General features: G+C 40.8%; 13 protein-coding genes. 8 read left to right on the plus strand and 5 right to left on the minus strand.

Features of this window, described 5'->3' with window-relative positions:
• Positions 1-3: 3 nt before the first annotated feature.
• From AB6735_RS09095 to AB6735_RS09110, 4 genes are all read left to right on the plus strand, one after another.
• Complete coding sequence (locus AB6735_RS09095) at positions 4-1,596, plus strand: SusD/RagB family nutrient-binding outer membrane lipoprotein (protein WP_370995616.1); 1,593 nt, start codon at positions 4-6, stop codon at positions 1,594-1,596.
• 117 nt (positions 1,597-1,713) lie between these two features.
• The gene (locus AB6735_RS09100) at positions 1,714-5,025 is read left to right on the plus strand and encodes a VCBS repeat-containing protein (RefSeq protein ID WP_370995617.1); all 3,312 of its coding nucleotides are present in this window, start codon (positions 1,714-1,716) and stop codon (positions 5,023-5,025) included.
• Positions 5,025-6,362 (plus strand): vanadium-dependent haloperoxidase, encoded by a 1,338-nt coding sequence (locus AB6735_RS09105; protein ID WP_370995618.1) that lies wholly within the window; start codon positions 5,025-5,027, stop codon positions 6,360-6,362. Before AB6735_RS09100 ends, AB6735_RS09105 begins: the two co-directional genes overlap by 1 nt.
• Positions 6,363-6,366: 4 nt before the next feature.
• Positions 6,367-7,917 (plus strand): FG-GAP repeat domain-containing protein, encoded by a 1,551-nt coding sequence (locus AB6735_RS09110; RefSeq protein ID WP_370995619.1) that lies wholly within the window; start codon positions 6,367-6,369, stop codon positions 7,915-7,917.
• A gap of 119 nt (positions 7,918-8,036) precedes the next feature.
• Here the strand turns inward: AB6735_RS09110 and AB6735_RS09115 are convergent, their stop codons facing one another.
• The 5 genes from AB6735_RS09115 to AB6735_RS09135 form a co-directional block, all read right to left on the minus strand.
• Positions 8,037-10,313 (minus strand): GH92 family glycosyl hydrolase, encoded by a 2,277-nt coding sequence (locus AB6735_RS09115; RefSeq protein ID WP_370995620.1) that lies wholly within the window; start codon positions 10,311-10,313, stop codon positions 8,037-8,039.
• 74 nt (positions 10,314-10,387) lie between these two features.
• Entirely contained in the window at positions 10,388-12,499 is a 2,112-nt protein-coding gene (locus AB6735_RS09120) for an alpha-L-fucosidase (protein ID WP_370995621.1), read from the minus strand.
• A 9-nt stretch (positions 12,500-12,508) separates the two neighbouring features.
• Entirely contained in the window at positions 12,509-14,803 is a 2,295-nt protein-coding gene (locus AB6735_RS09125) for a family 20 glycosylhydrolase (protein ID WP_370995622.1), read from the minus strand.
• A 12-nt stretch (positions 14,804-14,815) separates the two neighbouring features.
• Positions 14,816-17,497: a glycoside hydrolase family 2 TIM barrel-domain containing protein gene (locus AB6735_RS09130; RefSeq protein WP_370995623.1), complete on the minus strand. Its 2,682-nt coding sequence runs from the start codon at positions 17,495-17,497 to the stop codon at positions 14,816-14,818.
• Between the two features lie 93 nt (positions 17,498-17,590).
• Positions 17,591-19,021 (minus strand): alpha-L-fucosidase, encoded by a 1,431-nt coding sequence (locus tag AB6735_RS09135; RefSeq protein WP_370995624.1) that lies wholly within the window; start codon positions 19,019-19,021, stop codon positions 17,591-17,593.
• Positions 19,022-19,199: 178 nt separating this feature from the next.
• Between AB6735_RS09135 and AB6735_RS09140 the strand changes: the two genes are divergently transcribed.
• The 4 genes from AB6735_RS09140 (at position 19,200) to AB6735_RS09155 (ending at position 26,708) form a co-directional block, all read left to right on the plus strand.
• Positions 19,200-19,847, plus strand: coding sequence for an RNA polymerase sigma-70 factor (locus tag AB6735_RS09140; protein ID WP_370995625.1), 648 nt, complete (start codon positions 19,200-19,202; stop codon positions 19,845-19,847).
• A gap of 51 nt (positions 19,848-19,898) precedes the next feature.
• The gene (locus AB6735_RS09145; RefSeq protein ID WP_370995626.1) at positions 19,899-20,984 is read left to right on the plus strand and encodes a FecR family protein; all 1,086 of its coding nucleotides are present in this window, start codon (positions 19,899-19,901) and stop codon (positions 20,982-20,984) included.
• A 215-nt stretch (positions 20,985-21,199) separates the two neighbouring features.
• On the plus strand, positions 21,200-24,517 hold the full coding sequence (locus tag AB6735_RS09150; protein WP_370995627.1) for a SusC/RagA family TonB-linked outer membrane protein: 3,318 nt from the start codon (positions 21,200-21,202) through the stop codon (positions 24,515-24,517).
• A gap of 10 nt (positions 24,518-24,527) precedes the next feature.
• Complete coding sequence (locus tag AB6735_RS09155; protein WP_370995628.1) at positions 24,528-26,708, plus strand: glycoside hydrolase family 3 N-terminal domain-containing protein; 2,181 nt, start codon at positions 24,528-24,530, stop codon at positions 26,706-26,708.
• The last annotated feature ends 38 nt before the right edge of the window (positions 26,709-26,746 follow it).

Below are 26,746 nucleotides of genomic sequence, written 5' to 3' on the forward strand. Positions count from 1 at the left end.
GAGATGAAAAAACAACTTATATATAGTTGCCTGCTTATAGGTGCCACCTTTATAGCGGGTTGTACAAAAAATTTCGACCAAATCAATACGGATCCTACCAAAGTAACCCCAACTTTGGTAAGTGCACCCTTTTTGATGGCCCAAGCTCAAATTAAATTTTCAAATTCCGGGTATGATCAATTATTATTTCAAAGTATGTGGTCACAGTCATTAGCCTCTACTTACGATTACTACGGCAATGGCGATAAATATATTTATGCCGGCAGCGGGCGCGATTATTTTTCGAGAACATGGAACACCAGCTATGGTTCATCTACATTAATTGATGAGATGAAGAACGTTATTAAAGGCAATGCCGCTTTTACTAATCTTGATAATTGTGGGACTATTTTGAGGATGATGATATTGCAGCGCATCACCGACGCTTACGGCGACATCCCTTTTTCGCAGGAAGGACAAGCGAAAGAAGGCATAGTTTCACCTGTTTTTGATACCCAGCAAAGTATTTATACGTCTATGCTAAGCCAATTGGACGCCGCAACCGCTGCCTTAGACGTTTCAAAAGCCGGGCCTACTTCTGATCTTTTTTATGCTGGAGATGTCTCCAAATGGAAGAAATTAGGTTATTCATTAATGCTGAGGGCTGCCATGCGTTTAACTAAAGTTGACGCTGCTACTGCACAGAAATATGCTGAAAAAGCATATGCGGGCGGTGCAATGGCTTCTATAGATGATAATGCCAAAGTAAAAGCCGACAATACAAACGGGAATGGTAACAGTGATGCTGCAGCATTATTAGTAACTGATGATTTCAGGGAAGTAAGATGGTCAAAAACCCTAATTGATTATATGAAGTTAACAGCCGACCCACGCATTAGTGCTATTGCTGAAATTTCAACCGGCACTGGAAAAAAGGCTAATGAAACTCAGGTGATCGGTATTAATACAGCAAGCCTGCAGGTAGGTATGCCAAATGGGTATGACCTTAAAGGTGGTGCTACTGACATCTCGCATGCAACCGGCTATCCAGGTACAAGCCCTGCTAATCCTGGGGTTTCAGGTGATGCAGATGCGCCGGTTGGTAAATACTCCCGCCCTCAGTTTGCAGTTTATGACGATCGTAACCGTTATAATTTCCTGATGACTTACGGTGAAAGCGAGCTTTTATTTGCTGAAGCAGCTACAAGAGGCTGGAATACCGGTACCGCGGCTACGCATTATGCAAACGCGCTTACCGCAGATATGCAAACGTTGGGCCAATTTGGTACAACATCAGTTCCTGCTACCAGCATAACCACCTATGTTGCCGCTCATCCGTTGGTTCCAGCTACCGCGTTGCAGCAGATCAATATGGAGTATTTTGTTGAAACATCAGCAACATTTAACTTTAATGAAACCTGGGCTAACTGGAGAAGGTCTGGATACCCTGTATTAACCCCGGTAACCTATCCAAACCAGTTTGCCGTATCAACAATTCCAAGAAGAATTCCTTATCCGCTGGGCTTACCATCAACAAACGCTGCTAATTATGCAGCCGCTGTTGCCAGGCTTACTGGTGGCGATACCTTCACAGCTAAAGTATGGTGGGATAAATAAACCCACTTTTCTCAAAACAAACAGGGAGACATTAATTGTCTCCTTGTTTGTTTAATACGCTTTATAAATGTTATTTTTAGAAATGCAGTCTGCCTAACTGATCTTATTTTAATAAATATGATGTCTGTCTTTAATTTACCCGCTCTTAAAAAAAGCGTCAGGCCTTTAATTACAATTAGCGCAGCACTATGCCTTATCGGTAGTAACTCGTTCGCCCAGCAAACATTATTTAAGTTATTACCTTCCGAACAAACCAGTGTTACTTTCAGAAACGACCTGGTTGAGGACGAGCATTTAAATGTTTTATCCTACGAGTATTTATATAATGGCGGCGGTATAGCTGTTGGAGACATCAATAACGATGGTCTTGAAGATCTCTTTTTCACCAGTAACCTTGGCGCTAATAAGCTTTATCTTAACCTCGGCAATTTAAAATTTAAAGATATTACCAAAGATGCGGGCACCGGATTGGGCGGCCGGGCAGGAGACTGGAAAACCGGCGTTACCATGGCCGATGTGAACGGTGATGGGCTTTTGGATATCTATGTATGCTATTCGGGCCTTGGTGATAACAGCAAACGCCGAAATCAATTATTTATTAACAAGGGCAATAATAAGTTTGTTGAACAGGCTAAAGAATATGGTCTGGACGACCCCGGTTATAGTACCCAGGCTGTATTTTTTGATTATAATAACGATGGAAAGCTTGATATGTTCCTGCTTAACCATAATGTAAAAAAGATAAGTAACCTGGAGTTTGCTCAAAATAAAAAAGAAACCGACGAATTGGCCAGCAACAGACTTTTTGAAAATCAGGGAGGTCATTTTATAGATGTTTCAAAAAAAGCCGGTATCATACAAAACCCACTTACTTTTGGCCTGGGTGTAGCTGTGTCCGATATCAATAAGGATGGGTTACAGGATATCTATGTAACCAACGACTACAATGAACCCGATTATATGTACATCAATAACGGGGACGGTACTTTTACCGATAAAAGCAAACAAGCGTTAAGGCATCTTTCCCAGTTTTCCATGGGCGTGGATATTGCAGATATAAATAACGATGGTCTTCCCGACATCATGACTCTGGATATGTTACCCCCTGATAACCGGCGCCAAAAGCTTTTGCAGCTGCAGGAAAACTATGAATCGTTTGAATTGATGTTGCAACAGGATCTGTATAAGCAATATATGCGCAATATGCTGCAGTTAAATAATGGCGACGGCACTTTCAGCGAGATCGGTCAGTTGGCTGGCATATCCAATACCGACTGGAGTTGGTGCCCACTCATAGCCGATTTTGACAATGATGGCTATAAAGATATTTTTATATCCAACGGCTATTTCAGGGATTATACCAACAAGGATTTTTTGCGGTATTGGGGCGATTATAAGCTTAAAAAGGCTATGGACCGGGAACCCTATTTATTAATGGACCTGGTTAAAGCTATGCCCTCCACTACCCTGTCAAACTATATTTTCCAAAACAATCATGACCTCACTTTTACCGAAAAAAAGCAGGACTGGGGTATTACCAAATCAGGCATATCAAGCGGTTCCGTTTATGCCGATCTGGATAACGACGGCGACCTTGACCTGATCACCAACAACATCAACAGCGAAGCTTCCATCTATCAGAACATGACCATGGAAACTTCGAAAAAGAATTATGTGGCTGTTAACCTGAAACAAAACGGGCCTAATGTAAATGCTATAGGCGCCAAGGTTTATGTTTACAACAACAAACAAACCCAATACCAGGAGGTTAATCCCAACAGGGGTTACTTATCATGTGTGTCAACCGTATTAAACTTCGGTATGGGCGACCAAACTAAGGTTGATTCTGTCCGGGTAATATGGCCCGATCAAACTACGCAGCTCTTAACGGATATAAAAGTCAACCAACGTTTAAATATCACCTATAAAGCTGGTTTAGCTGCTTATAAACCAGCAGATAAAAAAGGCAAAACCCTTTTAAGTCTTACCAAACCAATTATTGATTATAAACATACCGAAACCACCATAAACGATTTTAAACGTCAGCTATTGATGCTTTTTATGAGCTCTAAAACAGGCCCGGTTATAGCTAAGGCTGACGTAAATAAAGATGGGTTGGAAGATCTGTTTATCGGTGGCGATCAGAATACACCAGGTAAAATTTATATACAAAAACCCGGCGGGACTTTTATGGTTACCGAAGTATCAGATTTAAACCATGAAAACACCTCCGCTGCTGTATTTTTTGATGCCAACGGCGACGGTTTTCCTGATCTGTATGTAGCTAAAGGAGGCTATTCATTATTGGAACCAAATACTCCCGATTTGCAGGATAAACTGTATTTTAATGATGGCAAAGGTAATTTTGTACTTTCCACCACTTCCCTGCCTCAACTTAATGCCGGCAGCAAATCGTGCGTCCGGGCGTGTGATTATAACAATGATGGTAAGGTGGATCTGTTTGTGGGCGCCAATATCATCCCCGGTCAATATCCTGTGACCCCCAAAAGCTATTTATTAACCAATGCAGGCGATGGCCACTTTACGATTACCGATGTACCATTTGCAGCCTGCGGCATGGTAAAAGACGCTCAATGGGCCGACTTAAATGGCGACGGCCGTAAAGACCTGATCATTTGCGGCGAGTTTATGCCCATTCTAATTTATACTAATACCGCCAATGGTTTTGTAGATGAAACCGCCAAATACTTTGATCAGCAGGAAAATGGCTTCTGGAACACCATAGCCATAGCAGATATCAATGGTGACGGTAAACCCGATATTATTGCCGGTAACCTGGGCATAAATACACAAATTCATGCCACAACCACCGAACCGGCCGAAATGTACTATGCCGACTTCGATGGTAACGGTTCTATAGACCCATTCTTTAACTTTTATATTCAAGGGGTAAGTTATCCATTTGTGAGCCGCGATGAGTTGAACGAGCAGATATACCCCATGCGCAAAAAGTTTAGCTCCTACAAAGCCTATTGTGATGCTACCATGAAGGATATTTTCAGCCAGGATGATCTTGCAAAGGCCGCAAAACTTACTGCTAACGATATACAAACCAGTTGCTTTCTGAACACGAATGGCAAATTTGTAAAAGTCCCTTTACCAATCGAGACACAGTTTTCGATGTTAACTCAAATAATTACTGCGGACTTTAACCACGATGGTAAAGTTGATCTCCTGTTGCTGGGTAATCATTCTGACAACCGTTTAAAACTGGGCAGTTTTGATGCTAACTACGGCTGCCTGTTAATCGGCGATGGTAAAGGTGATTTTAAGTACCAAAGCCAGCTGTCGTCAGGATTATCAGTTACAGGAGATGTAAAATCGGCGGTAGAAACAAAAATAAATGGCTCAAAATACATATTGATAGGTGTATCCGGCCAACCATTACAATTTTATAAAGAGAACTAATGATCAGGAATATATCCCTTGTTTTACTCATCCTGTGCAACACCATAATCGGTTATGCGCAAAAAAACAAAAAACCATTACCCGATTATTTGCAATTGGATAAAACCATCAAGGCCCTATCGGCAGTAATGATACATGATGTGGTAAATCCGCCCGCAGCATCCCGCTATTATACTTATGCTATGCTGGGAGCCTACAATTTAACCGCATTAAACAACAAAGAGATTGTTCCGCTTGCTGATCTTGTAAAAAGCTATAAAGATGATAATCAGATCAGCATTGAAAAAGGCAAGTACAGTTATCAGATAGCAGCTATATACTGTATACTCGAAACTGGTAAACAAATGCTCCCCTCGGGTTTTATGCTGCAGGATGATGAGGACAAATACATTGCCTCACTAAAAGTTAATAAGATAGATGATGATATCATCAAACAGTCGATAGCGGCAGCAACCGAAATGACCGCCAAAGTGCTCAAATATGCTAAGGGCGATAATTACAACAAATTAAGCGGTAAGCTAAGATATACCCCGATAAAAGGTGGCAAAAACTGGTATCCCACCCCTCCAACCTACATGGAAGCCGTTGAGCCCAACTGGAAAATCATCAGGCCTATGCTTATTGACTCCTCTAACGAGTTTGTACCGGTACGACCAACACCTTTCAGTACTGATAGTACAAGTGAATTTTACAAACAGGCTTATGATGTTTACAAAATTTCTAAAAACCCACCGATGGAGCAGGTTACTATTGCCAATTTTTGGGATTGTAACCCATTTGCTGTAACTACCTCTGGCCATATGATGATCGGGTTCAAAAAGATCAGTCCCGGGGGGCACTGGATGAATATAGCAGGTATTGTGTGTAAAAAAGCAAATTTAAGTTTTGACAGATCGGTTACGGTATATACACTTGAGGCCATAACGTTAATGGATGCTTTTATCAGTTGCTGGGATGAGAAATACCGAAGCAATGGGATCCGCCCGGAAACCTATATCAACAAGTATATCGACATCACCTGGACACCATATTTGCAAACCCCTCCATTTCCGGAGTATCCAAGTGGTCACGCAGTGCTTTCCAATGCATCGGCTGGGGTTTTAACATATCTGCTGGGTGATAAATTTGCTTATACTGATGATTCCGAAATTCCGTATGGCGTTGGCCCACGCAGTTTTAAATCTTTTTATGAAGCAGCGGAAGAAGCCTCCATATCCCGTTTTTACGGAGGGATACATTTTAAAGACGCCATAGTTTTTGGTAACAAACAGGGTAGGTTGGTAGCTGCCAAAGTGATTGAAAAGTTAAAGACAGCTAAGATCAGCAGGCAAAACTAATCACATGCATATAAGAACATTTATTTTAAGCGGATTTTTTGTTTTGACCGCTCTTATTTGCCTTAATTCATTTACCATCAAAACGGTGCCGCTAAAAAACGATGATGGCAAACTGCTTTTCACCCGGTATTGTACCACCTGCCATATGGAACCTGATCCGGCCAGTTTAACAAAAGAGATCTGGCAAAACCATGTATTGCCTACTATGGCCAGCCGCATGGGTATCATCTACCCTAATTACGATCCATTACGAGGATTAAGCGATGAAGAACGAGAGATTGTAAAAAAGAACCATATCATTCCCGATGAACCGACCCTGACCAATGAAGAGTATGGTAAGATTATAAATTACATACTCAGCAACGCTCCGGATAGCGTATCATTGGATGAAAAAAGGTTAACACGCAACAGTCCATTAAAACAATTCGAACGCCAGGATACACCAATATCCGAAAAGGCACCATCATTAATTACGGGATTGGAATATAATACTCAAACCAATACCTTATGGATAGGTGATTTTTATAAAAAGGTGTATAACTGGCAGTATGGCCAAGGTGTAACCCGGACTATCAATAGCAACAGTCCGGTAGTTGATTTTAACTTTTATAAGGGAGATACTTATTTTACCGAGATAGGCAAATTATATCCAACGGAGCTCAGCACAGGATCTTATTCGCAATTGAAGGATAGTATAAGCTCAACCTTAATAGCAGCTTTACATCGCCCGGTTCATGCCGAAATTGAAGATCTGGACAATGATGGCGTGCCGGAGATAGTAGTTTGCAATTTTGGTAATAAAACCGGCTCCCTTTCATTGTTCAAAAAAAACAGATCAGGAAAATATACAGAAGATGTATTAATGCCCCTGGCCGGAGCTATTAAATGCTATATCAAAGACATGGATGGCGATGGCAAAAAGGATATTATTGCTATGTTTTCACAGGGAGATGAAAGTGTGTGGATCTTTTATCAAAAAGACAAATTAAAATTTAAGGCTAAACGAGTTTTACAATTTCCTCCAAACTATGGCACAACAGATATGGTTTTGGTTGATTATAATCACGACGGTCTCACTGATATTGTAACCGTACATGGCGACAATGCCGATTACTCCAATATTCTTAAAGCTTATCACGGCATTCGGCTTAACATTAATCAGGGAAATGGTGTATTTCAGGAAAAGTTCTTTTATCCGATATATGGCGTTACCAAAGTATTGGCTGAGGATTTTGACAAGGATGGCGATATTGATTTTGCTGCCACAGCATTCTTTCCTGAGTTTGGAAAACTGGTTGATGAGTCATTTGTGTACCTGGAGAATATTGATCAAAATAAGTTCAGCTTTAAATCATACACGCAAAAGAGCGAAGTACCTATAAAAACGTTAACTCTCGAAACCGCGGATGTTGATGGCGATGGAGATCTCGACATCATCACAGGTAACTTTGCACAAAGCCCCGGCCCTGCCCCTGCGGATCTTGATCAGAAATGGAAATCGGCTAAGTATGGTTTGAGTATTTTTTATAATCAGTTGCACCAACCAAAGAAATAGTATAATTTAAGATATGTCATTGCGAGCGATAGCGTGGCAATCTCCTCGTTTGTTTATAATTAAGTGAGGAGATTGCTTCGTCGTTCCGCAATGACATTTTTTAAATTCTAAATGGACTGCTATTTCAACACCGACACCGCTTTGTTTGCATCCCCCACACCCCAAACCGTTCCTGGTTTGTTGCCCATGGTAATTACCAGTTCACCACCGTTCATGATATCCTTGTGTGCAAAATAGGTTTTGTTGTAAACCTTGCCATTTAACAGCATAGCATTGATATACTTGTTTTGCGGACCGTTGTTTTTCACCACGATATGGAATGTTTTGTTGCCTTGTAATTTCAATGTAGCTTCGTTGATAACAGGGCTACCGAATACGTACAGGCCATTTGCTGGATTGGCTGAATAAAAACCAAGGGCGGATAATACATACCATGCCGACATTTGGCCCACATCTTCGTTACCAATAATACCATCGGGTTTATCAGTATAAAAGTCATCCAGGATATACCTCACCTTTTCAGCAGTTTTCCAGGGCTGGCCAGAATAATCATAAAAATAGCTCATCGGGTGGCTTGGCTCATTGCCATGCGCATACTGACCGATCAGACCGGATACATCGGGCGATTTAAATTTACCCATATCGCCCTTTGCTATAAACAACGAGTCGAGCTTGGTGTTGAATTTTGCTTCGCCGCCTAAAAGATTGATCAAGCCTTCTACATCCTGCGGTACCAGGAAAGTATATTGCCATCCGTTACCCTCAGTAAAATCACCATGCTCATGTATGGATATAAATGGGCTGTACGGTGTGCGCCATGAATTTTCTGATAAACGGCCTCGCATAAAGCCTGCCTTAGGATCATAATAGTTTTTATAGTACTGACCACGTTTACTGAAGTAATCGTAATCGGCCTGTTTCCCCAACTTTTTGGCAACCTGCGCAATACACCAATCGTCAATAGCATATTCCATGCCCATAGAAACCGACTCGGCAGTACTATCGGCAGGGATATAGCCCAGGCTCTTTACAAATTTAATACCACGGGCATCCTGCATGGCGGTGGTTTTCATGGCCTCATAAGCCAGATTGATATCAAAACCTTTATACCCTTTTAAAAGGGCATCGGCCACAACCGGTACCGCGCTATATCCCACCATACAATTGGTTTCATTGGCCATTAAATGCCATACGGGTAAACTACCCTGTTGCTGATAAATAGCCAGCATAGAGTTGATCATGTCATTAGTATGCTCGGGATGGATAATGGTAGACAGTGGATTATTGGCCCTATAAGTATCCCATAAAGAGAAGGTAGTTACATTATTGAATCCCTGGTTCTTATGCACTTTTTTATCCGTTCCCCAATATTCGCCGTTCACATCATTAAATATGGAAGGGGCTATCATGGTATGATAAAAAGCAGTATAGAACTTTTTCAGCTGAGACAAGGAATCGGCTTTAATGGTAATCTTTTGTAGTTGGTTATTCCAGGCTTTATCCGCGTCGACCACTACCTTATTAAAATCCCAACCTGGTATCTCGGCTTTGATGTTCAGCATCGCATTTTCTGTGCTTACCGGTGATATACCTACTTTGGCATAAACAACCTCTCCTTTGGTCGTGGCAAAACTGATTACACCTTTAGTCTTCTCGCTTTTCAGTTCGGATCCCGAAGCAAGTTTTGTATTGTCATAAACCTCGAATTTGCTGATGGATTTAGAGAATACCGCGGTAAAGTAAATACGCTGATCAACAGCCCAGCCTTTTGAAAAACGATAGCCAACAATGGTGTTTTTATCAACTTGTTTAATATAGGTTTCCACTGATTTGTCCCAGCCAATACCCTCTTTTAGGTCGATCACTATGTGAGCATCTTTTGCAGCGGGAAAAGTATATTTATGCATACCAACGCGTGTGCTTGCGGTAAGCTCCACGCCTATGCCATATCGTTTTAGCTTAACTTTATAATAACCAGGTTTTACCACCTCATCCTGATGACTAAACAACGAGGTGTAACCGCTCTGCAGATCTTTTACACTGCCTTTGGTTACTTTGACAGGGCCCGTAGTTGGCATAAAGGAAATATCGCCCAAATCGCCTATACCGGTACCGCTCAAATGTGTATGCTGGAAACCGATAATGGTTGAATCTGATATATGATAGCCCGAACACCAGTCCCAGCCCTCGGATATATTGGTTGGCCCTAACTGTACAGCACCAAAAGGCACACTGGCTCCAACAAAAACGTGTCCGTGGAATCCCGTACCAATGTAAGGGTCGACATATTGGGTTAAACTACCTGGTTTATATGCCGCGACCGTTCTATGCGCCTGACTAAATGAATTTGAACTAAACAATGCCAGCAACCCGGCCAAACAGATCTGTTTTTTCATCGAATAATTTTATATAGAAATAGTATTGAGGTTTATAATTGGATACAAACATAAACCCAATACTTAATAGTTTATTAATAAATGCTTAATTCGGCAACTGTAATACCATTTCCTGCAATTACGTGCACTGCTTGAAGTTTAAAATATCGGGCTTTAACCGGTTGTTTTAAAATAACCGGCTGCTCAATCAGGCTTGCTTTAATGTTAGAAAATTCGCCCGAAGCTACTTTTTGCCATTCCTTGCCATCATTGCTGATATAGAATACATAGCTGTCTACTATTCCATCAAATTGTTTATCCTGGCGTGGCAAATAACCAAAAGCCTTTATTTCTTTAGTGCTGCCCAGATCAACACTTATCTGCTGAGGGAATGATGCGCTTTCCTGCTTTAAAGTGCTGTAAAGAGAATGGCTGTTTTCGTCAATAGCATTTTCTGCCTGGTTGTCATTATTTGAGGCACTTGCGTCTATAATTTTCCAGTCGGTTTTAGCATAGCCTAATGAAACAAAAGCAGATTCACTTTGCTGATCTTTTCCTTCAAAACCGCGTGCTTTTACCACTGCATCATCAGTTATACTAAAAGGTCCCTTATATAATGGAGACTTTAAAGTTGGCTCCTGCCCATTTAAAGTATAGTGAATAGAGTTTACGGGCGCTTCGGTTGTAATGCTTATTTCACCGCTTTTATTACGGCTGATCTTTGGAGCGCTTAAATGAACCGGTTCTTTATAAATACCAAAATCACTTAAAGCTATTGATGCTTGTGAACCCGTGATACGCAACCTTAACTTTGTTGCTGTTATATTTTGCGTTAATCGGATAAGCCGGTTCCCTCCTATGCTGGTTGCCGAAGCTATTTGCTGCCATTTGCCATTGGCAAAGGCGTCGACAGCAAGCGAATCAATGCGTTGTCCTAATTTGATGTTTTCACGCAGCCTGATCACGTTAAATATTTTAGGAGTATGCAGATCAATAATTAGTTGAGGTATTGCTACTTTGTCATCTGTAGCCCAATAGCTATAACGATCATTATCCAACAAAAACTGCGGGCCGTATTTAATCTTATTTCTACCACGTACATTACTGGCCGTAAGGGTTGCTCCTTTTGCCAGATTTGTTGCAAAGGTTTGTTTTAGTAACTGACCAAATTCTGTAAGTGATTTTACATCTATCTCATTAACAATTCCCCGCTGATCTGGCGATAAACCCAGATCAAGCGCTGCACCGCGGCCAACACTTTTGTAATACAGATCAAGTAAGGTATAGGGAGATTTCACTCCATCATCCTGTGTTTTGTGGTAAAACCATCCTGGTCTTAATGATACATCACACTCAGCCGGCATCCAGTATTTACCATCGCGGGTGCCTTCTGTACCTTCATAATCTTTAACATATCCGTTGCCTGGTTCTTTACCTTCATCCGGGGCATGTGGGGTATAAGTAGCCCAGCAGGTTTCACCGGCATGGCCTTCTTCATTACCTACCCAGCGTACATCCGGGCCAACATCGCCAAATATCACAGCATTAGGCTGTAACTTGCGGGTAATACCCCAGGTGTTTTTCCAGTCATAGTAAGTGGAGCGGTCAATTTTACGTACTTCGCGTTTGCCGCCATAGTAACCGTCGCCACCGTTGGCACCGTCATGCCAGGAGATGAACAGTGGGCCATAATGCGTGTACAGTTCCCGTAATTGGTTCTGGTATATTTTTAAATATTCTGGTGTACCGTAGTTGGGGTTGTTCCTGTCCCAGGGAGAGCAGTAAACGCCCAGTTTCATTCCTAATTTATCACAGGCTTCCCGGTATTCCTGTAGTATATCGCCTTTGCCATTCTTGTATGGACTTTTGGATATGTTGTGTTCTGTTGTTTTGGTTGGCCAAAGGCAAAAACCATCATGGTGTTTTGCCACTACCACAACACCTTTAAATCCGCCGGCTTTGGCTGCGGCAACTATCTGCATGGCACTAAACTGTGATGGATTAAGCAATTTAGGATCCTCGTCACCATAGCCCCACTCTTTGTTAGTATAAGTATCCAGGCCATAGTGAATGATACAATACATCCCCATTTCCTGCCAGTTGAGTTGCCCCTGAGTTGGCAAAGGGCCAAAGGGTTTAGGAGGAGCCTGACTAAAGCTACGAACGCTAACGACAAATAGTAATACGAACAGAGTAATCTTTTTCATTGCAGATACTTAATTTTTAAACCATTCGGCAGGAATATCCTGCCGGGCCGAACCATTTATACTATACTGGAGTTTAAGGGTAAAACCACCACCACCTTCAATAAAATCAAGTGCGAATGGATGCAAACCCATTTTTAAGGCTATCTGTCCGCTCCGTTCCTGTGCTGAATGGTTACCATCATTATCAACCACTGTTGCAGGGCCAATTTTTAATAAAGCGCCATCATCAGCGGTTAAATAGAAGCTATAAATACCATCGGCAGGCACATCTATGTAGCCCTTATAGGCGATGCCAAATGATGGGGCTTTTACAGTTGAAGGTACCTCAATTGCCGTTGTTGTAAAAGTGCTATCAACGCTGGCTTTTTTCATCAGGGAGGTTTGTTTGAAGTAGGCTTTGTAATATTTACAATCTAAGCCAGGTTTTGTGCTCCTTACTTTTACCGGCCCAAGCATATATTGTTTGGTGTAGTTTAAATTATAAACATCGCCACGTGTGCCATTTGCAGTAAAGGCTGCAACCCGAACTAATTCGTTGTTTGTTATACTTAATGCTGATGGCAATTCCCTTGATTTTGTATCAGGTAAAGAACCATCAGTTGTATAACGGATAATCAAAGAAGGCAATGGCTTACTGATGCTTAAACTCCCCTCCTCGGTAAACACGTAATTGTTTAATAGTCCGGGAAGGTCTGGTAAGCGATAGTTAATGTTCATGGCATCCATGCGACTATACTGTTTTACCAAACGTTTTAGGTAAGAATCATATTTATCAGGCTGATTTGTCCACAGCATTTCTGCAAGAGCGGTAAGGCGGGGCATGTACATATAATCGGCCCTTTTTTCGGAGGGTATCATTTCTGTCCAGATATTGGCTTGTGCACCGATGATAGATTTAGCTTCCACAGCATTCAGAACTTTAGGAATAGGATTAAAATGATATACCTTATCGATGGAATATTGATCAGGCTGATTGTCAAAATATAAAGGCTCCCCAGGGGTCATGATCACCGTGTTGCAATTTTTAACCGCTTTCACAGGAGCATCGGGCACCCAGGTACGCCAATACATCACAATTGCCGTAGGACTGATACCACCCTCGATAATCTCATCCCAACCGATCAACTTACGGCCTTTAGAGTTAAAGAATTTCTCCATGCGATTGATAAAGTAGCTTTGCAGAGCGGGCAGATCTTTAATCCCCTCGTGTTCCATTAAGGCTTTACAATCTGCCGATTTACCCCAATCGGTGCGATCAACTTCGTCGCCACCAATATGGATGTATTGGGATGGAAAAATATCCATGATCTCGCTGAACACATTTTGAGCAAATTCATAGGTAGACTCCAATCCCGGGCAAATAGGTTTGGTAAACAGCTTACCCCATGAATTTTCACCATTACAGGTTAAAAAAGGATAAGAGTTAATAGCAGCCATCATGTGACCGGGCATATCAATTTCGGGTATGATGTCGATATGGCGGGCCGCGGCATAAGCTACCACTCCCTTCATTTCCTGCTGGGTATAAAAACCACCGTACATAGTTTTGCCATCATGCTGAACAATATGTTCTTTATCGATCACAAAATCTGGATTGTCTTTGGCTTTTTTCATGCAAGCTGAGTCCTGGTTGTTAAAAGTACGCCAGGCTCCCTCTTCGGTTAACTTCGGATATTTTTTGATCTCGATGCGCCAACCTTGATCATCAGTCAAATGCAAGTGAAGCTTGTTCATTTTGTAAAGCGCCATCCTGTCGATAAACTTTTTCAGATAAGCTACGGAAAAGAAATGCCGGGAAACATCCAGATGCATTCCACGCCAGGCATAGGCCGGTTGATCCTGAATAGTTACAACTGGTAATAGTAAAGTTTTACTTGCTTTACCTTTTTCGATAGAAACAGGCAACAATTGGCGAATAGTTTCAATCCCATGAAATATACCAGCTGGCTCCTTGGCCGCAATAACAACCTGCTGCTTGCTAATGGTCAATTTATAAGCTTCGGGCGTTGTTAATGAAGCATCGTATACCAAATTAATGACATTGGCTTTATTGCCCTTCGCTATTAACAGTTTTTTGCCTAAACCTTTTAGCAATAACTGATTGAGTTGATTAGCTTCGCCGGTAAATTCTTTAGCGGTTGTGATGCTTGTTTTATTGTTAATACTAAAAGTGCCCTTTCCAGCTACCAATTGCGTTGGATAGGGTATCAAGGGGAACCGGGCTGCTGTTTCCTGTGCGCTCGCAGCACCAATACAAGCAAGCATTAACGCCGCTGCCGACAAACATTTTGAGATAGTTTTCATTTTTTCTGTTTGTTATTTGTCGATAGATATAGTTCGTTCAGTTACGTTCCACCCACCCACTGTTACTGTAAGATTCCTTTTAGCGGAGTTTTTATAATCAATGATCACTTTTTTCTCTTTACCAGGTAAAACGGTGATATAATTATCGCTGTAAAAAGCGGGCAATACCCTTTGTTTGGTATCTGCATCTGTTAATGACAACCTGTTAAAAAATGCCAGCGGGCCATTACCTGTATTGGTTAAGGTTACTTCTACTCTATCCGTACTTAAGTATTTAGCTGAAGCATTTAAGTTTCCTTTCGGCATGTTCTGTAACCCAGAGTAGTTTCCATTCCCGTCAGGTATCCAATAAATGTTTTCGCTGAGGGTCTTTTTATCTTTGTCCAATAACTGCAGGCAAAGGAAGGCGCCTTTATCTTTGGCTAACTTACTCATTTCCCCTTTTAACGATAAATAACGCTTAACCGTGGTTGGTGTAACATCAGAAAAAACCTGGGTAAGCATTTTTTCTTTTCCATCCATATCGTAAGCTTTGGCTACCAGCATCATATTTGTATGGCTTTTAAAAGTATTGTTGGCCACCATCACCATGCCATCGGTAGGATCATACATAATGTGCAGGGGCTCACTTCCGTTGTGTAAGCCGTACAAACAAGCGTTGGGGTCAAGATAATAATCATACATCTGGCCGCGCATGGCTGTCCACGGGTTTTGTGTTTTCCAGATAATGGTACCGGTGTACCACTCCCACATGTGTGAGCTGAAACCCTCCATCAGGCCACGATACTGATCATAATTAACCAATTGCGCTTTGGTGGCAAAGTCTTCTACGTCTTTTGGTTTGCCGTATTTATCAATAAAACCATCATAGCCAATATATTTATGATAATCCCAAACAGAATCGGTTTTGGTTTTACCAGTAGCCTCATCGTACTCTGGCAATATCATATTTTTAGTCGGGATAAATCTCTTGAGCGATTCATAGTCACTTACTCCTACTGAACCGACCTCTGAGTTAAATGGATAGGTTTTGTGCGCCCAAAAAGTTGAAAGAGGCTGAATTCCGTATGGCCCATCACCATTGCCGCCCAGTGCATTACGTGACATTTCCTCGGAATTGGAATAAGGAATAAACCAACGGGTATTATCTAATTTGGGCATAATGCTATCACGCAAAGCTATCAGCATATCCTCTGGTGGAGTTATCTCATTACCGCCGCACCAAAGGGCTAATGAAGGATAATTACGTACTAACTTAACCTGATCTTCAATTGATTTAAGATACAAGCCGTGATCATCAGGGTATTTTCTGCGAGTCCATTGATCATCCAGCTTCATTGGATCGGTCCAGCGGCCGTTACAATCTCCCGATCCCCACATATCCTGAAAAACCAGCATACCGTACCGGTCACAGGCTTCATAAAATTCAGGGCGTTCAATCAAGGCACCACCCCAAACCCTGATCAAGTTCAGGTTCATATCGCGATGAAAACGCACCTCGGCATCATAACGGGCATCCGAAAAGCGTAACATCTCATCAGATACTATCCAGTTACCACCTTTAATAAATATTTTCTGCCCATTGATATTGATTTGTCTGCTCTCGGTACGCGCATTCCACTCTGTAGTGATCTGCCTTACCCCTACTTTTATATCATCCTGGTCAGATACTTTGCTGGCCTCGGTTACAAACTGCAGCTTCATTGGATAAAGATGCTGTGCGCCATACCCGTTAGGCCACCAGAGTTTTGGATTTTTTAAGGAGTAATCATTTAATTGTACCGTTTGTGTCGAATTGGCTTTGAGTGTGACTTTTTTTGACACAATATTGCCATCCAAAGTATATTTTAGTTCGCCGCTAACAGGCACATTACTTGCGTTTTGCAAATCTGCAGATACCTGAATAATAGCTGATTGCTGCGGGCCCTCTGTTTGCCTTACACCTGGCACCAGGGTTACAATGTGTGGGTCTTTTATGCGTACTGCGCCCGTTTTTTCTATTATCACCTTATCCCAGATGCCGGTATTACGATCCTTAATAGGCTGTATCCAATCCCAACCTGCGGTATATTGTATTCCAACATTACGGGCGATAGTTCCGTCACCACCCTGGCCTCCATTGGGGTTACCCACTACGTCCGGAGGGTAAACAATAACAGCGATCCTGTTATTACCATCTTTAGCCATCCAATTGGTAATGTTATACGACTGGCGTAAAAACATACCTGTATGCGGTTTGCCATTTAATTTATGACCATTTAAAAACACATCACAACTGTAATTAACACCTCTGAAATTCAGATAAGCCTGATTACTACCTGTGGGTTTCGTTTCTTTAAAATCCTTCACAAACCAATAAGTATAGTAATCGCGACCGGTTTTGTAAATGTCAGGGATCTGTTCATTGTTCATACCATAAAATGGATCGGGCATTTTATGGGAAGCTATCAAACTGGTTAATACCGTGCCCGGGACAACAGCAGGCATCCATGTGCTTATATTAAAGGTAGTACGTGAAATATCTGCTCCTGCTTCCTTTACATTACTTATCGGGGCGCATTTCCAACCTTCATTTAATTCATACTTACTTTGTGCATTTACTGTAATGCTTTGAAAAATAGCGTAGAATATGAACAATGTTATTATTGGGAATTTAAAAGATACAGATTTAATAGCCGGACAATTTTTTTCCATTATTTAGGTGGGGTGATGGTTTCAAAATTAAGCACTGCGATTAACGCAGAATTATACTTGTTTGGTAATTTGATGTGGTTTCTTATCTTTTATTTAATATACCAATTTAAAACAGGCCGCCTCATTTAAACCGCTGTTTTGTTGTAAACTGGCAGGGATACTGATCACTACTTCGTCATTTTGTTGTTTCCATTTCAGGTTCTGTTTGCTTCCTAATAGCATTACTTTCTTAGGCTTACCGGCTTTGATCGAAACAGTTGCAGGTAGCGTTACTTTCTCGCTGTCAGATAACATAAAAGCGTATATTGCTTTATCATTTTTTGCCTTAGTATAGAAAATATTACCCGTTGAATATGGTGCAACTGATTTGGAGTTATAGATACCCTCGCCATTAATCTTGATCCAGGCACTTATACCTTTTAAACGTTCATAAGCTACAGGGTCCCAATCACCATCAGGGCCGGGGCCTATGTTCATTAATAAGTTGCCACCACGCGAAACTATCTTAACCAGCAGCTGTACAATTTGCTGTACTGATTTATAATGGTCGCCTGGTACATAACTCCAGGAATTACCCATAGTAATGCAGCTTTCCCAGGGATGATCAAGCGGGACTTCGGGTACCTCCTGCTCTGGGGTTGTATAGTTTTCATATTGACCCGATACCGTACGGTCAACAACGATCAGGCCTGGCTGTTTTTGTCTACCCATAGCAGCAATTTTTGGCATATCAATATCTTGGTCATATTGAATACCCCGCTGCCACTCAACAGAGGTATCAATACTGCTCTTAGGACGAACCCATCCCCCATCGAGCCAAAGAATATCTACTTTTCCATAGCCGGTCATCAACTCGCTGATCTGATTATAGGTAAAATCCTTAAATTTCTGCCAGCGTTCAGGGTGTTTTTTAGGATCATAGTTCACATTTCGATCCTTTGGTGGAAAGTATGGCCACCAATAATTCTCCGTATGCCAATCAGGCTTTGAAAAATAAGCACCTATCATAAAGTTTTCTTTACGAAAGGCATTGAATATTTCCTTAGTTACATTGCTTCTTTGATTAGTTGAAAACGGTGTTTTTGTACTGGTAATCTTATAATCAGTTTCTTTGGTATCAAACATGCAAAAACCATCATGGTGCTTTGTAGTAAATATCACATACTTCATACCGGCGTCTTTTGCTGCCTGCACCCATTTCTCAGGATTAAACTTTACCGGGTTAAAAGTAGTTTGCAGGTTTTCATAAGCTGTTTTATAACCATTATATGTAGCTCCGTACGGGCCGCGCCGCTGCGTCCAACCTTCATCTTCGGGGCAAATGCTCCAACTTTCAACCACGCCCCACTGACTGTAGGTTCCCCAATGCATAAAAAGCCCGAATTTGAGATCCTGCCATTCGGCTAATTTTTGTTCAACCAATGGATCTCCTGGAGCGACATACTGTTTGGATACATTGTGTTTTTGCGCTATTAGAGATGCGCTAAAAAAGCTTAAAACAAGAAACGTAAAGATTTTTTTCATGCTAAATGGAGTTTAATATAACTGACAACAATAATAGGTGTATTGCTTACACTTTTTAAATTTTTTTAATAAATATTGAAACTTTAACAATAAAATTTCCTTTTTAGCAATTAATGTTTTATTATTGTTAGACTGATATTAAGATTTAAATTTAAGTAATTAATTAAAATCCGGGGTTTTGAAAGACAAAAAGGTTGATACACTGAACTTGTGGAAACTCATTTGTAACAATGATGACGAAAAAGCCTTTGAGCTTTTATTTCATTTATTAAATAATTCACTTACTAAATTTTGTATCCTGTATGTTAATCAGCGGGAAATAGCAGAAGAGATCGTATCCGATGTGTTTGTTAAATGCTGGTTAAACCGAAAAACCTTAACCGAAATATTAAACCCTGAAACCTACCTGTTTGTCGCTGTAAAAAACCAATCCTTAAATCACATTAAAAAATATTCCAGTATCCACCTGGTACAGATCGAAGAAACCAATTCTGTTAATTTTGTAAACACATACAATCCCCAAAGGGAAATTGAGAATAAGGAATTGATCTTCAGAATGGATAAAGCCATTACCGCCCTGCCTCAGCAATGCCGTATCGTGTTCAGGCTGATCAAAGAGGATGGAATGAAATATAAAGAAGTTGCCGAAATTTTAAATATATCCCCACGTACCGTACAAACACAGCTTTTTAGGGCTGTTAAAAAATTAAGTATCGTTCTGTGTAATTACAATAAGTTGAACAACCCAGAAGTGCGTACCAACAATATATTCAAGGCATTAAGTGTGATTATTGGTATTTTGCAACTATTTTTTATAAACTTGTAGGTATTTTATCAAAAATAGTTGTCCACCTATAAAAAGCACGAAGTATCAAAAATGGGCAATGATAGATTTATAGAGCTGGTTAGTAAAAAATTAACCAATGAAATCAGCTCTGAAGAAAGCAAAGAGCTTCAACATTGCTTAAACTCCGACGAAATAAATCGCCGCGATTTCGAGTTCCTTAATATTTACTGGAATAGTAACGATACCGAATTTGCAGATAATGCTCTGGCATTTCAAAAAATAATAACAAAGATCAAGGGTCAGGAAACAAATTCACTTGCTGTTTTGGCCTCAAAAAACGCTTACCTGTATATTTGGCGTGCAGCCGCAGCTATTATTTTGCTGGCAGGTTGTTCCTGGCTTTTTTATTCCAGATTGGTTAGTAAAAGGATTAACCCACTTACCACTGCTCCAAATGCATGGCAAAATAAAAACACGGTAAAACGTGAAAAATCAACTATTGTACTTACAGATGGTACACGAATTACCTTAAACTCGCAAAGCACACTTAAATATCCAGCAATATTCACCGGTAAAACCCGTGAAGTTTACTTAAGCGGCGAGGCCTTTTTTGATGTGCATAAAGATCACGAACATCCATTCATTATTCATACGGAGAAAATGAATATTAAGGTATTGGGTACAGCTTTTAATGTAAAATCATATCCCAATGATCCTCAAAGTGAGACTACACTCATCAGGGGAGCTATAGAAGTTACACTTGATGACAGGCCTTCTGATCGTATCATATTGAAACCAAGTGAAAAGCTGATTGTAAAAAATGGTTTATTCAAAACTGTGCATCGAAATACGGCTAAACTTAAATCTGCCGAAACAAATTCCGGTATGCAGTACGTACTTACTACCTTTACCCGATTGCCACAGGACGACAGCACGATCATTGAAACTTCATGGACACAAAATAAATTCGTTTTCAGGGATGAAAATTTCACTAATCTGGCATATCGCATGGAAAGATGGTACGGAGTAGACATTAAATTTAAAAATGATGCTTTAAAGCAATACCGGTTTAGTGGAGTATTTGAAAAGGAAACTGTAAACCAGGCCCTCAACGCGCTACGCATGACCGAAAATTTTAATTATAAGATTAAAAACTCAACCATTTATATTTATTAGATTGCCTATGATATTAAAGTTTACTTAATATTTAAGAGCTTGCCAATGATGTAACAAATTTCTGAAAAGCGGACAATTGTTACATTTTTTTTATATAATTACCCTCACCTGTAAAGGGTCTGGCAGACCTATCTATTCCTTATTAAAATTTATGTAAATTTAAAACACAACGACGGTGTAAAGGCAAATATTGACTATAATGTCCTTATTGATAAATGAAATTAACTTGTACTTTAATAATATTCTTTAATTTTCTATTTCTAAGCTCTTATGCCCAAACACGTGTAACCATTAATCTGCAATCAGCCGATTTCAGGAAGGTATTATCAATCATTGAACACCAGAGTAGTTATCACTTTGTTTATAGCGAACGCAAGGTGCCTGTAATGAAAAAGGTAACTATTGATGTAAATGATGAAGAAGTTATAAAAGTATTAGACAAGATATTACTAAACTCCGGCTTTGCATATACCGAGCTTGCCAATCACCTCGTTGTTATAGCTCCCACCACGGAGATCATCAATGTAATAAAGATCAGTGGCCTGGTTACTAATGAAAAAGGGGAACCCCTGGCAGGCGCCACCGTAATGGTAAAAGGTTCAACTGCGGGCACACCCACTGGCGCCAACGGTTCTTTTTCATTAGAAGCGCCAGAGAACTCCATACTGAGAGTGAGTTATATAGGCTATCAAACCAGGGAGACAAAAGTAGCAGGAACTACCCCCTGTATTGTACAATTATCTGTTAGCAATATACTTAACGAGGTAGTTGTAACAGCGCTTGGCATAAAAAAAGATGAAAGAAAACTGGGATATTCTGTAAACACCATTAGTGGTGACCTGCTTGATAAAGCTAAAGAAACCAACATAGCCTACTCTCTTGAAGGACGGATTGCCGGTTTAAGTATCAGTGGTATCAACGGCGGACCGGGCTCATCTGCACGTATATTATTAAGGGGGGTAACCAGTTTTGGCGCCGCATCACCTCTTTTCATCATCAATGGCATCCCAATTGATAATACACAAAGAGGTAGTGCGAATGAATGGGGTGGTGCTGATTTTGGCGACGGTATAAGTAACATTAACCCTGACGATGTGGAAAGTTTAACCGTGTTAAAAGGACAATCGGCATCAGCGCTATACGGAGCGAGGGCAGCTAACGGTGTTATTTTGATAGTTACCAAAGGCAATAAAAAAAACGCAGGCTTTGGTGTTGAAGTTAATAGTAATTATCAAATTGAAAAGGCTGTTAATACCCTTAATTTCCAAACCGTTTACGGCCAGGGTGAGCAAGGCCAAAGACCGCAAAATATTAACAGTGCCATATCAACAGGCAACCTGGGCTGGGGCGAAAAGCTGGACGGTAAACTTACCATTCAGTTTGATGGCCAATATTACCCCTACTCGGCTGTAAACGATAATATAAATAAATTTTATCGTACCGGGTACTCCAATACCAATACGGTAGCATTTAGCAGCGGCGGAGAAACCGGTGGTTTCAGGCTCTCCCTTTCAAACCTTAGCAACAATGCTATTGTTCACAGCAGTGATTTATCACGTAAAACAGTAAACCTAACCGCCAACCAAAATATATCACAAAAGCTAAGTTTAAATTTAGTGGCCAATTATATTTTGGAGTCATCTGACCTTAAACCAAATTTAAGCGACGGGCCAATGAATCCAAATAATATAGAATACCTGGCAGCTAATGAAAATCAGGCTGCGCTATCTCCGGGCACAAATGCAGATGGTTCTGAATTACGTTGGGGTAACGATCAATACATCACAAATCCATATTTCGTTATCAATAGATTCGTTAACAATGTGAGCCGTCAGCGACTTATTGCCGCTATTGTGGTAAAATACAATTTTAATAATTGGTTATATACCCAGGCAAGATTGGGAGATGATGTTTTATATGATAAAAGATTAACGGTTACTCCTACCGGTACTGCCTATATATCCGGCGGATCGGGGGCGCTTGATGAACAATCCCAAACACAACGATCTGAGTTGAACACAGACATCCTTATTGGTGCAAAACACGATATTATTAAAAATCTGCTTAATTTCGATATATCCGGAGGTGCCAGTATACGTAAAAACAGTTATGAGTATACTAAACTTTTTGGAGGCCCGTTCATCATACCATATTTTTATAGTTATGAAAATTTAAGCGTTAAAAACAGCAGCTATAGTTACAAAAGCAGCGAAACCCATTCTGCATACTATACAGCAGACTTTTCAATCAAAAAATACCTTACCATTAATAATACAGGCAGGTATGACGTTTACTCTACCCTGCCTGCAGGTTATCGCGGTATATTTACGCCATCTGTATCAGCCAGTCTGATGTTTTCCGAATTAACACATATACCAACACTTGATTTTGGTAAACTTCGTGTTTCTTACGCTCAAACCAGCGGAGAACCTTCCGACACTTACATTACATCCCAATATTATACCATCAATAATTCTGTTAATGGTGTACCTGCAGCTGGTTTTTCTAATACGCTTCCTAATTTGTTTTTAAAACCTTATACCTTAACCGAAACTGAAGTTGGTATCGATCTTAAATTTTTGAATGGCCGCTTAGGTTTTGATGCTGCTTTTTTTCATCGAAAAACAAGAAATGAAATAATTAAGGGTGATCTGGATATATCGTCGGGCTTTACCACAAGGTTTATTGGTACAGGGTCTACCCAAAATAACGGTATTGAGATTGAATTAAATGGAACTCCTTTTAAAACAATTAATTTTGTTTGGAACCCTTCTTTTAATTTTACTTATGTACAAAATAAGATCCTTCAAACCGATGGTACTCCCCAATCAGCAAATATCAGTTTTGGAACTTACCGACCATTGAATGCTACTACAGCCTTAGTTAAAGGTTTACCCGGGCCGCAAATCATGGCCAATGACTACTTACGTAACGCAAACGGACAGGTTATATTTGATGCTAATGGATTGCCTCTGGCTGGCTCTCGTGTACCTATGGGGAGCGCTGTACCTAAAATTTATGGTGGCCTTAACAATAATTTTACTTATAAAAACCTGAATCTTTCCTTTCTGATTGATTACCGTTACGGGAACAAAATCCTATCAGCCACTAACTACAATAGTATTTACCGGGGGCTGAACAAATTAACGCTTGTTGGTCGTGAAGGGGGTGTTGTTGGCGATGGCGTAACATTAACCGGGGCTAAAAACACAATAGCGGTGCCTGCCGAAAATTACTACCAGGCACTGGCGCAGAACATATCAGCACTAAATGTGCTGGATGGCAGTTTTATCAAACTGCGACAAGTTACCCTTGGATATACTTTTTCAAAAGGAGTATTAAGAAGTTCGCCGTTTGATGGCATAACCGTATCTTTAGTGGGTCGTAATCTCTGGACTATTATGAAACATTCAGACAATATCGACCCGGAATCGGGCTTTTCGCCGGATATCAAATATGCGGGTATTGAAGGCGCGAGCTTACCCCCCACTCACACATATGGAATCAACATTAATATTAAACTCAAAAAGTAATTACAAAAAAATGGCTACAACCATAAAAAAAATTATCAGACCGTCTGCCGCTATGATGGCTATGCTGCTTATTACCATTACAACTCAGGCACAGCAAAAACTACTTTATAAGGACAATTCGCAATCGATTGAAATAAGAGTAAAAGATCTTTTATCCAAACTTACATTAGAAGAGAAAATCTCACTTCTGGGCTATCGCAGCCAGGCAGTACCCCGTTTGGGTATACCAGCCTATAACTGGTGGAATGAAGCCTTGCACGGTGTAGCCCGCGCTGGTGAAGCTACCATATTTCCGCAGGCCATAGGTATGTCCGCAACATTTAATGATGATCTTTTAAAGCAGGTATCAACAGTTATATCAACAGAGGCAAGGGCTAAATACAATCTGGCTATAGCTCAAGACAGGCACTTGCAATACATGGGACTAACATTCTGGACGCCAAATATCAACATCTTCCGTGATCCGCGCTGGGGCCGGGGGCAGGAAACTTATGGGGAGGATCCATTTTTAACCGGTCGTATGGGCTCGGCATTTGTTAAGGGATTGCAGGGTGATGATCCACGCTACCTAAAGACCTCCGCTACCGCCAAGCACTTCGCCGTTCATAGCGGCCCGGAAGCAGACCGTGATCGCTTTGACGCAAAAGTAGATGAAAAGGACCTGCGCGAAACTTATTTATATGCTTTCCACGAGTTGGTAGGTGCTGGCGTAGAATCCGTAATGAGTGCTTATAACCGGGTAAACGGTGTACCCAATTCTATCAATAAAGTATTGCTTACTGATATTTTACGTAAAGAATGGGGCTTTAAAGGGCACGTAGTTACAGATTGCGGCGCGCTCGATGATGTTTACCTTACCCATAAAACTTTACCAACAGCAGTTGAAGTTGCAGCCGCAGCATTAAAGGCTGGTGTCAATTTGGATTGTTCTTCTATATTGCAGAACGATGGGTTGAAAGCCATTCAGCAAAAGTTATTGACCGAGAAAGATGTGGATGTGGCATTGGGCCCCATTTTACGCACTGAATTTAAATTGGGTTTTTATGACGATCCTTCGCTCAATCCTTATCATGGCTATGGGGTAGATAGTATTCATAATACGCAGCATATAGCTCTTGCCCGTAAAGTAGCACAGCAAAGTATGGTATTACTAAAAAACGATAAGAATATTTTACCATTGAGCAAAGCCAATGTATCCAGTATTATGGTTGTAGGTCCTAACGCTGCATCTCTTGATGCTATGGTAGCCAATTATCACGGTACAAGCAGCAAAGTGATCAACTTTGTAGAAGGTATTACCGCTGCAGTTAGTAAATCGACACGGGTTGAGTATGATCTGGGCTGCGATTATAAAGATACAACTCATTTCGGTGGCACCTGGGCTGCGGGCAATGCCGATGTTACCGTTGCGGTTATTGGCCTTTCGCCGGTATTAGAAGGCGAGGCCGGCGACGCGTTTTTATCAAACAGCGGCGGCGACAAAAAAGACCTGAGCTTGCCTGCCAGCGAGATCGCATTTATAAAAGCGTTAAGAAAAGGTGTTAAAACCAAGCCCATCATTGCCGTGATTACAGCAGGCAGTGATGTTGATGTTTCGGCTATTGAACCTTATGTTGATGCGGTTATATTTGCCTGGTACCCTGGCGAACAAGGTGGTAACGCCCTGGCCGATCTGGTATTTGGCGATGTTTCCCCTTCGGGCCACCTACCGCTTACTTTTTATAAAGACATGAGTAATCTGCCTGCTTATCAGGATTACAATATGAAGGGTCGTACCTATAGATATTATGACGGCCCGGTTCAGTATCCGTTTGGGTTTGGTTTAAGCTATACATCATTTGCTTATACCTTGGATAGCAAACTAAAAAACTCCTACAAAAAGGCAGATACCTTATCCATAACAGTTAACGTTAAAAATACCGGTAAAATGAATGGCGATGAGGTTGTTCAGGCCTATGTTGAATACCCTAAATTAAACAGGATGCCAATTAAGGAGTTAAAAAGCTTTAAACGGATCAGTCTGGCAAAAGAGAGTGAAGGATCGGTTACACTAAAAATACCTGTTCAGGATCTGCAAAAATGGGATATGGCCTCTCATCAATGGAAAATATATCCCGGCCAATACAAATTAGTACTTGGCAGTAACTCTGCCGATGAAAAAGCAAGTCTTGATTTTAACGTAGCTAAGTAATATATATGATGAGGTTTGATATCCTGAACAGTTCAGGA

Source organism: Mucilaginibacter sp. RCC_168 (genome assembly GCF_041355315.1).
GTDB lineage: Bacteria > Bacteroidota > Bacteroidia > Sphingobacteriales > Sphingobacteriaceae > Mucilaginibacter.

Excerpts from the sequence above, each read along its gene's own strand:
- AB6735_RS09095 (WP_370995616.1), top strand. The coding sequence starts at position 4 with ATGAAAAAACAACTTATATATAGTTGCCTGCTTATAGGTGCCACCTTT.
- AB6735_RS09100 (WP_370995617.1), top strand. The coding sequence starts at position 1,714 with ATGATGTCTGTCTTTAATTTACCCGCTCTTAAAAAAAGCGTCAGGCCT.
- AB6735_RS09105 (WP_370995618.1), top strand. The coding sequence starts at position 5,025 with ATGATCAGGAATATATCCCTTGTTTTACTCATCCTGTGCAACACCATA.
- AB6735_RS09110 (WP_370995619.1), top strand. The coding sequence starts at position 6,367 with ATGCATATAAGAACATTTATTTTAAGCGGATTTTTTGTTTTGACCGCT.
- AB6735_RS09115 (WP_370995620.1), bottom strand. The coding sequence starts at position 10,313 with ATGAAAAAACAGATCTGTTTGGCCGGGTTGCTGGCATTGTTTAGTTCA.
- AB6735_RS09120 (WP_370995621.1), bottom strand. The coding sequence starts at position 12,499 with ATGAAAAAGATTACTCTGTTCGTATTACTATTTGTCGTTAGCGTTCGT.
- AB6735_RS09125 (WP_370995622.1), bottom strand. The coding sequence starts at position 14,803 with ATGAAAACTATCTCAAAATGTTTGTCGGCAGCGGCGTTAATGCTTGCT.
- AB6735_RS09130 (WP_370995623.1), bottom strand. The coding sequence starts at position 17,497 with ATGGAAAAAAATTGTCCGGCTATTAAATCTGTATCTTTTAAATTCCCA.
- AB6735_RS09135 (WP_370995624.1), bottom strand. The coding sequence starts at position 19,021 with ATGAAAAAAATCTTTACGTTTCTTGTTTTAAGCTTTTTTAGCGCATCT.
- AB6735_RS09145 (WP_370995626.1), top strand. The coding sequence starts at position 19,899 with ATGGGCAATGATAGATTTATAGAGCTGGTTAGTAAAAAATTAACCAAT.
- AB6735_RS09150 (WP_370995627.1), top strand. The coding sequence starts at position 21,200 with ATGAAATTAACTTGTACTTTAATAATATTCTTTAATTTTCTATTTCTA.
- AB6735_RS09155 (WP_370995628.1), top strand. The coding sequence starts at position 24,528 with ATGGCTACAACCATAAAAAAAATTATCAGACCGTCTGCCGCTATGATG.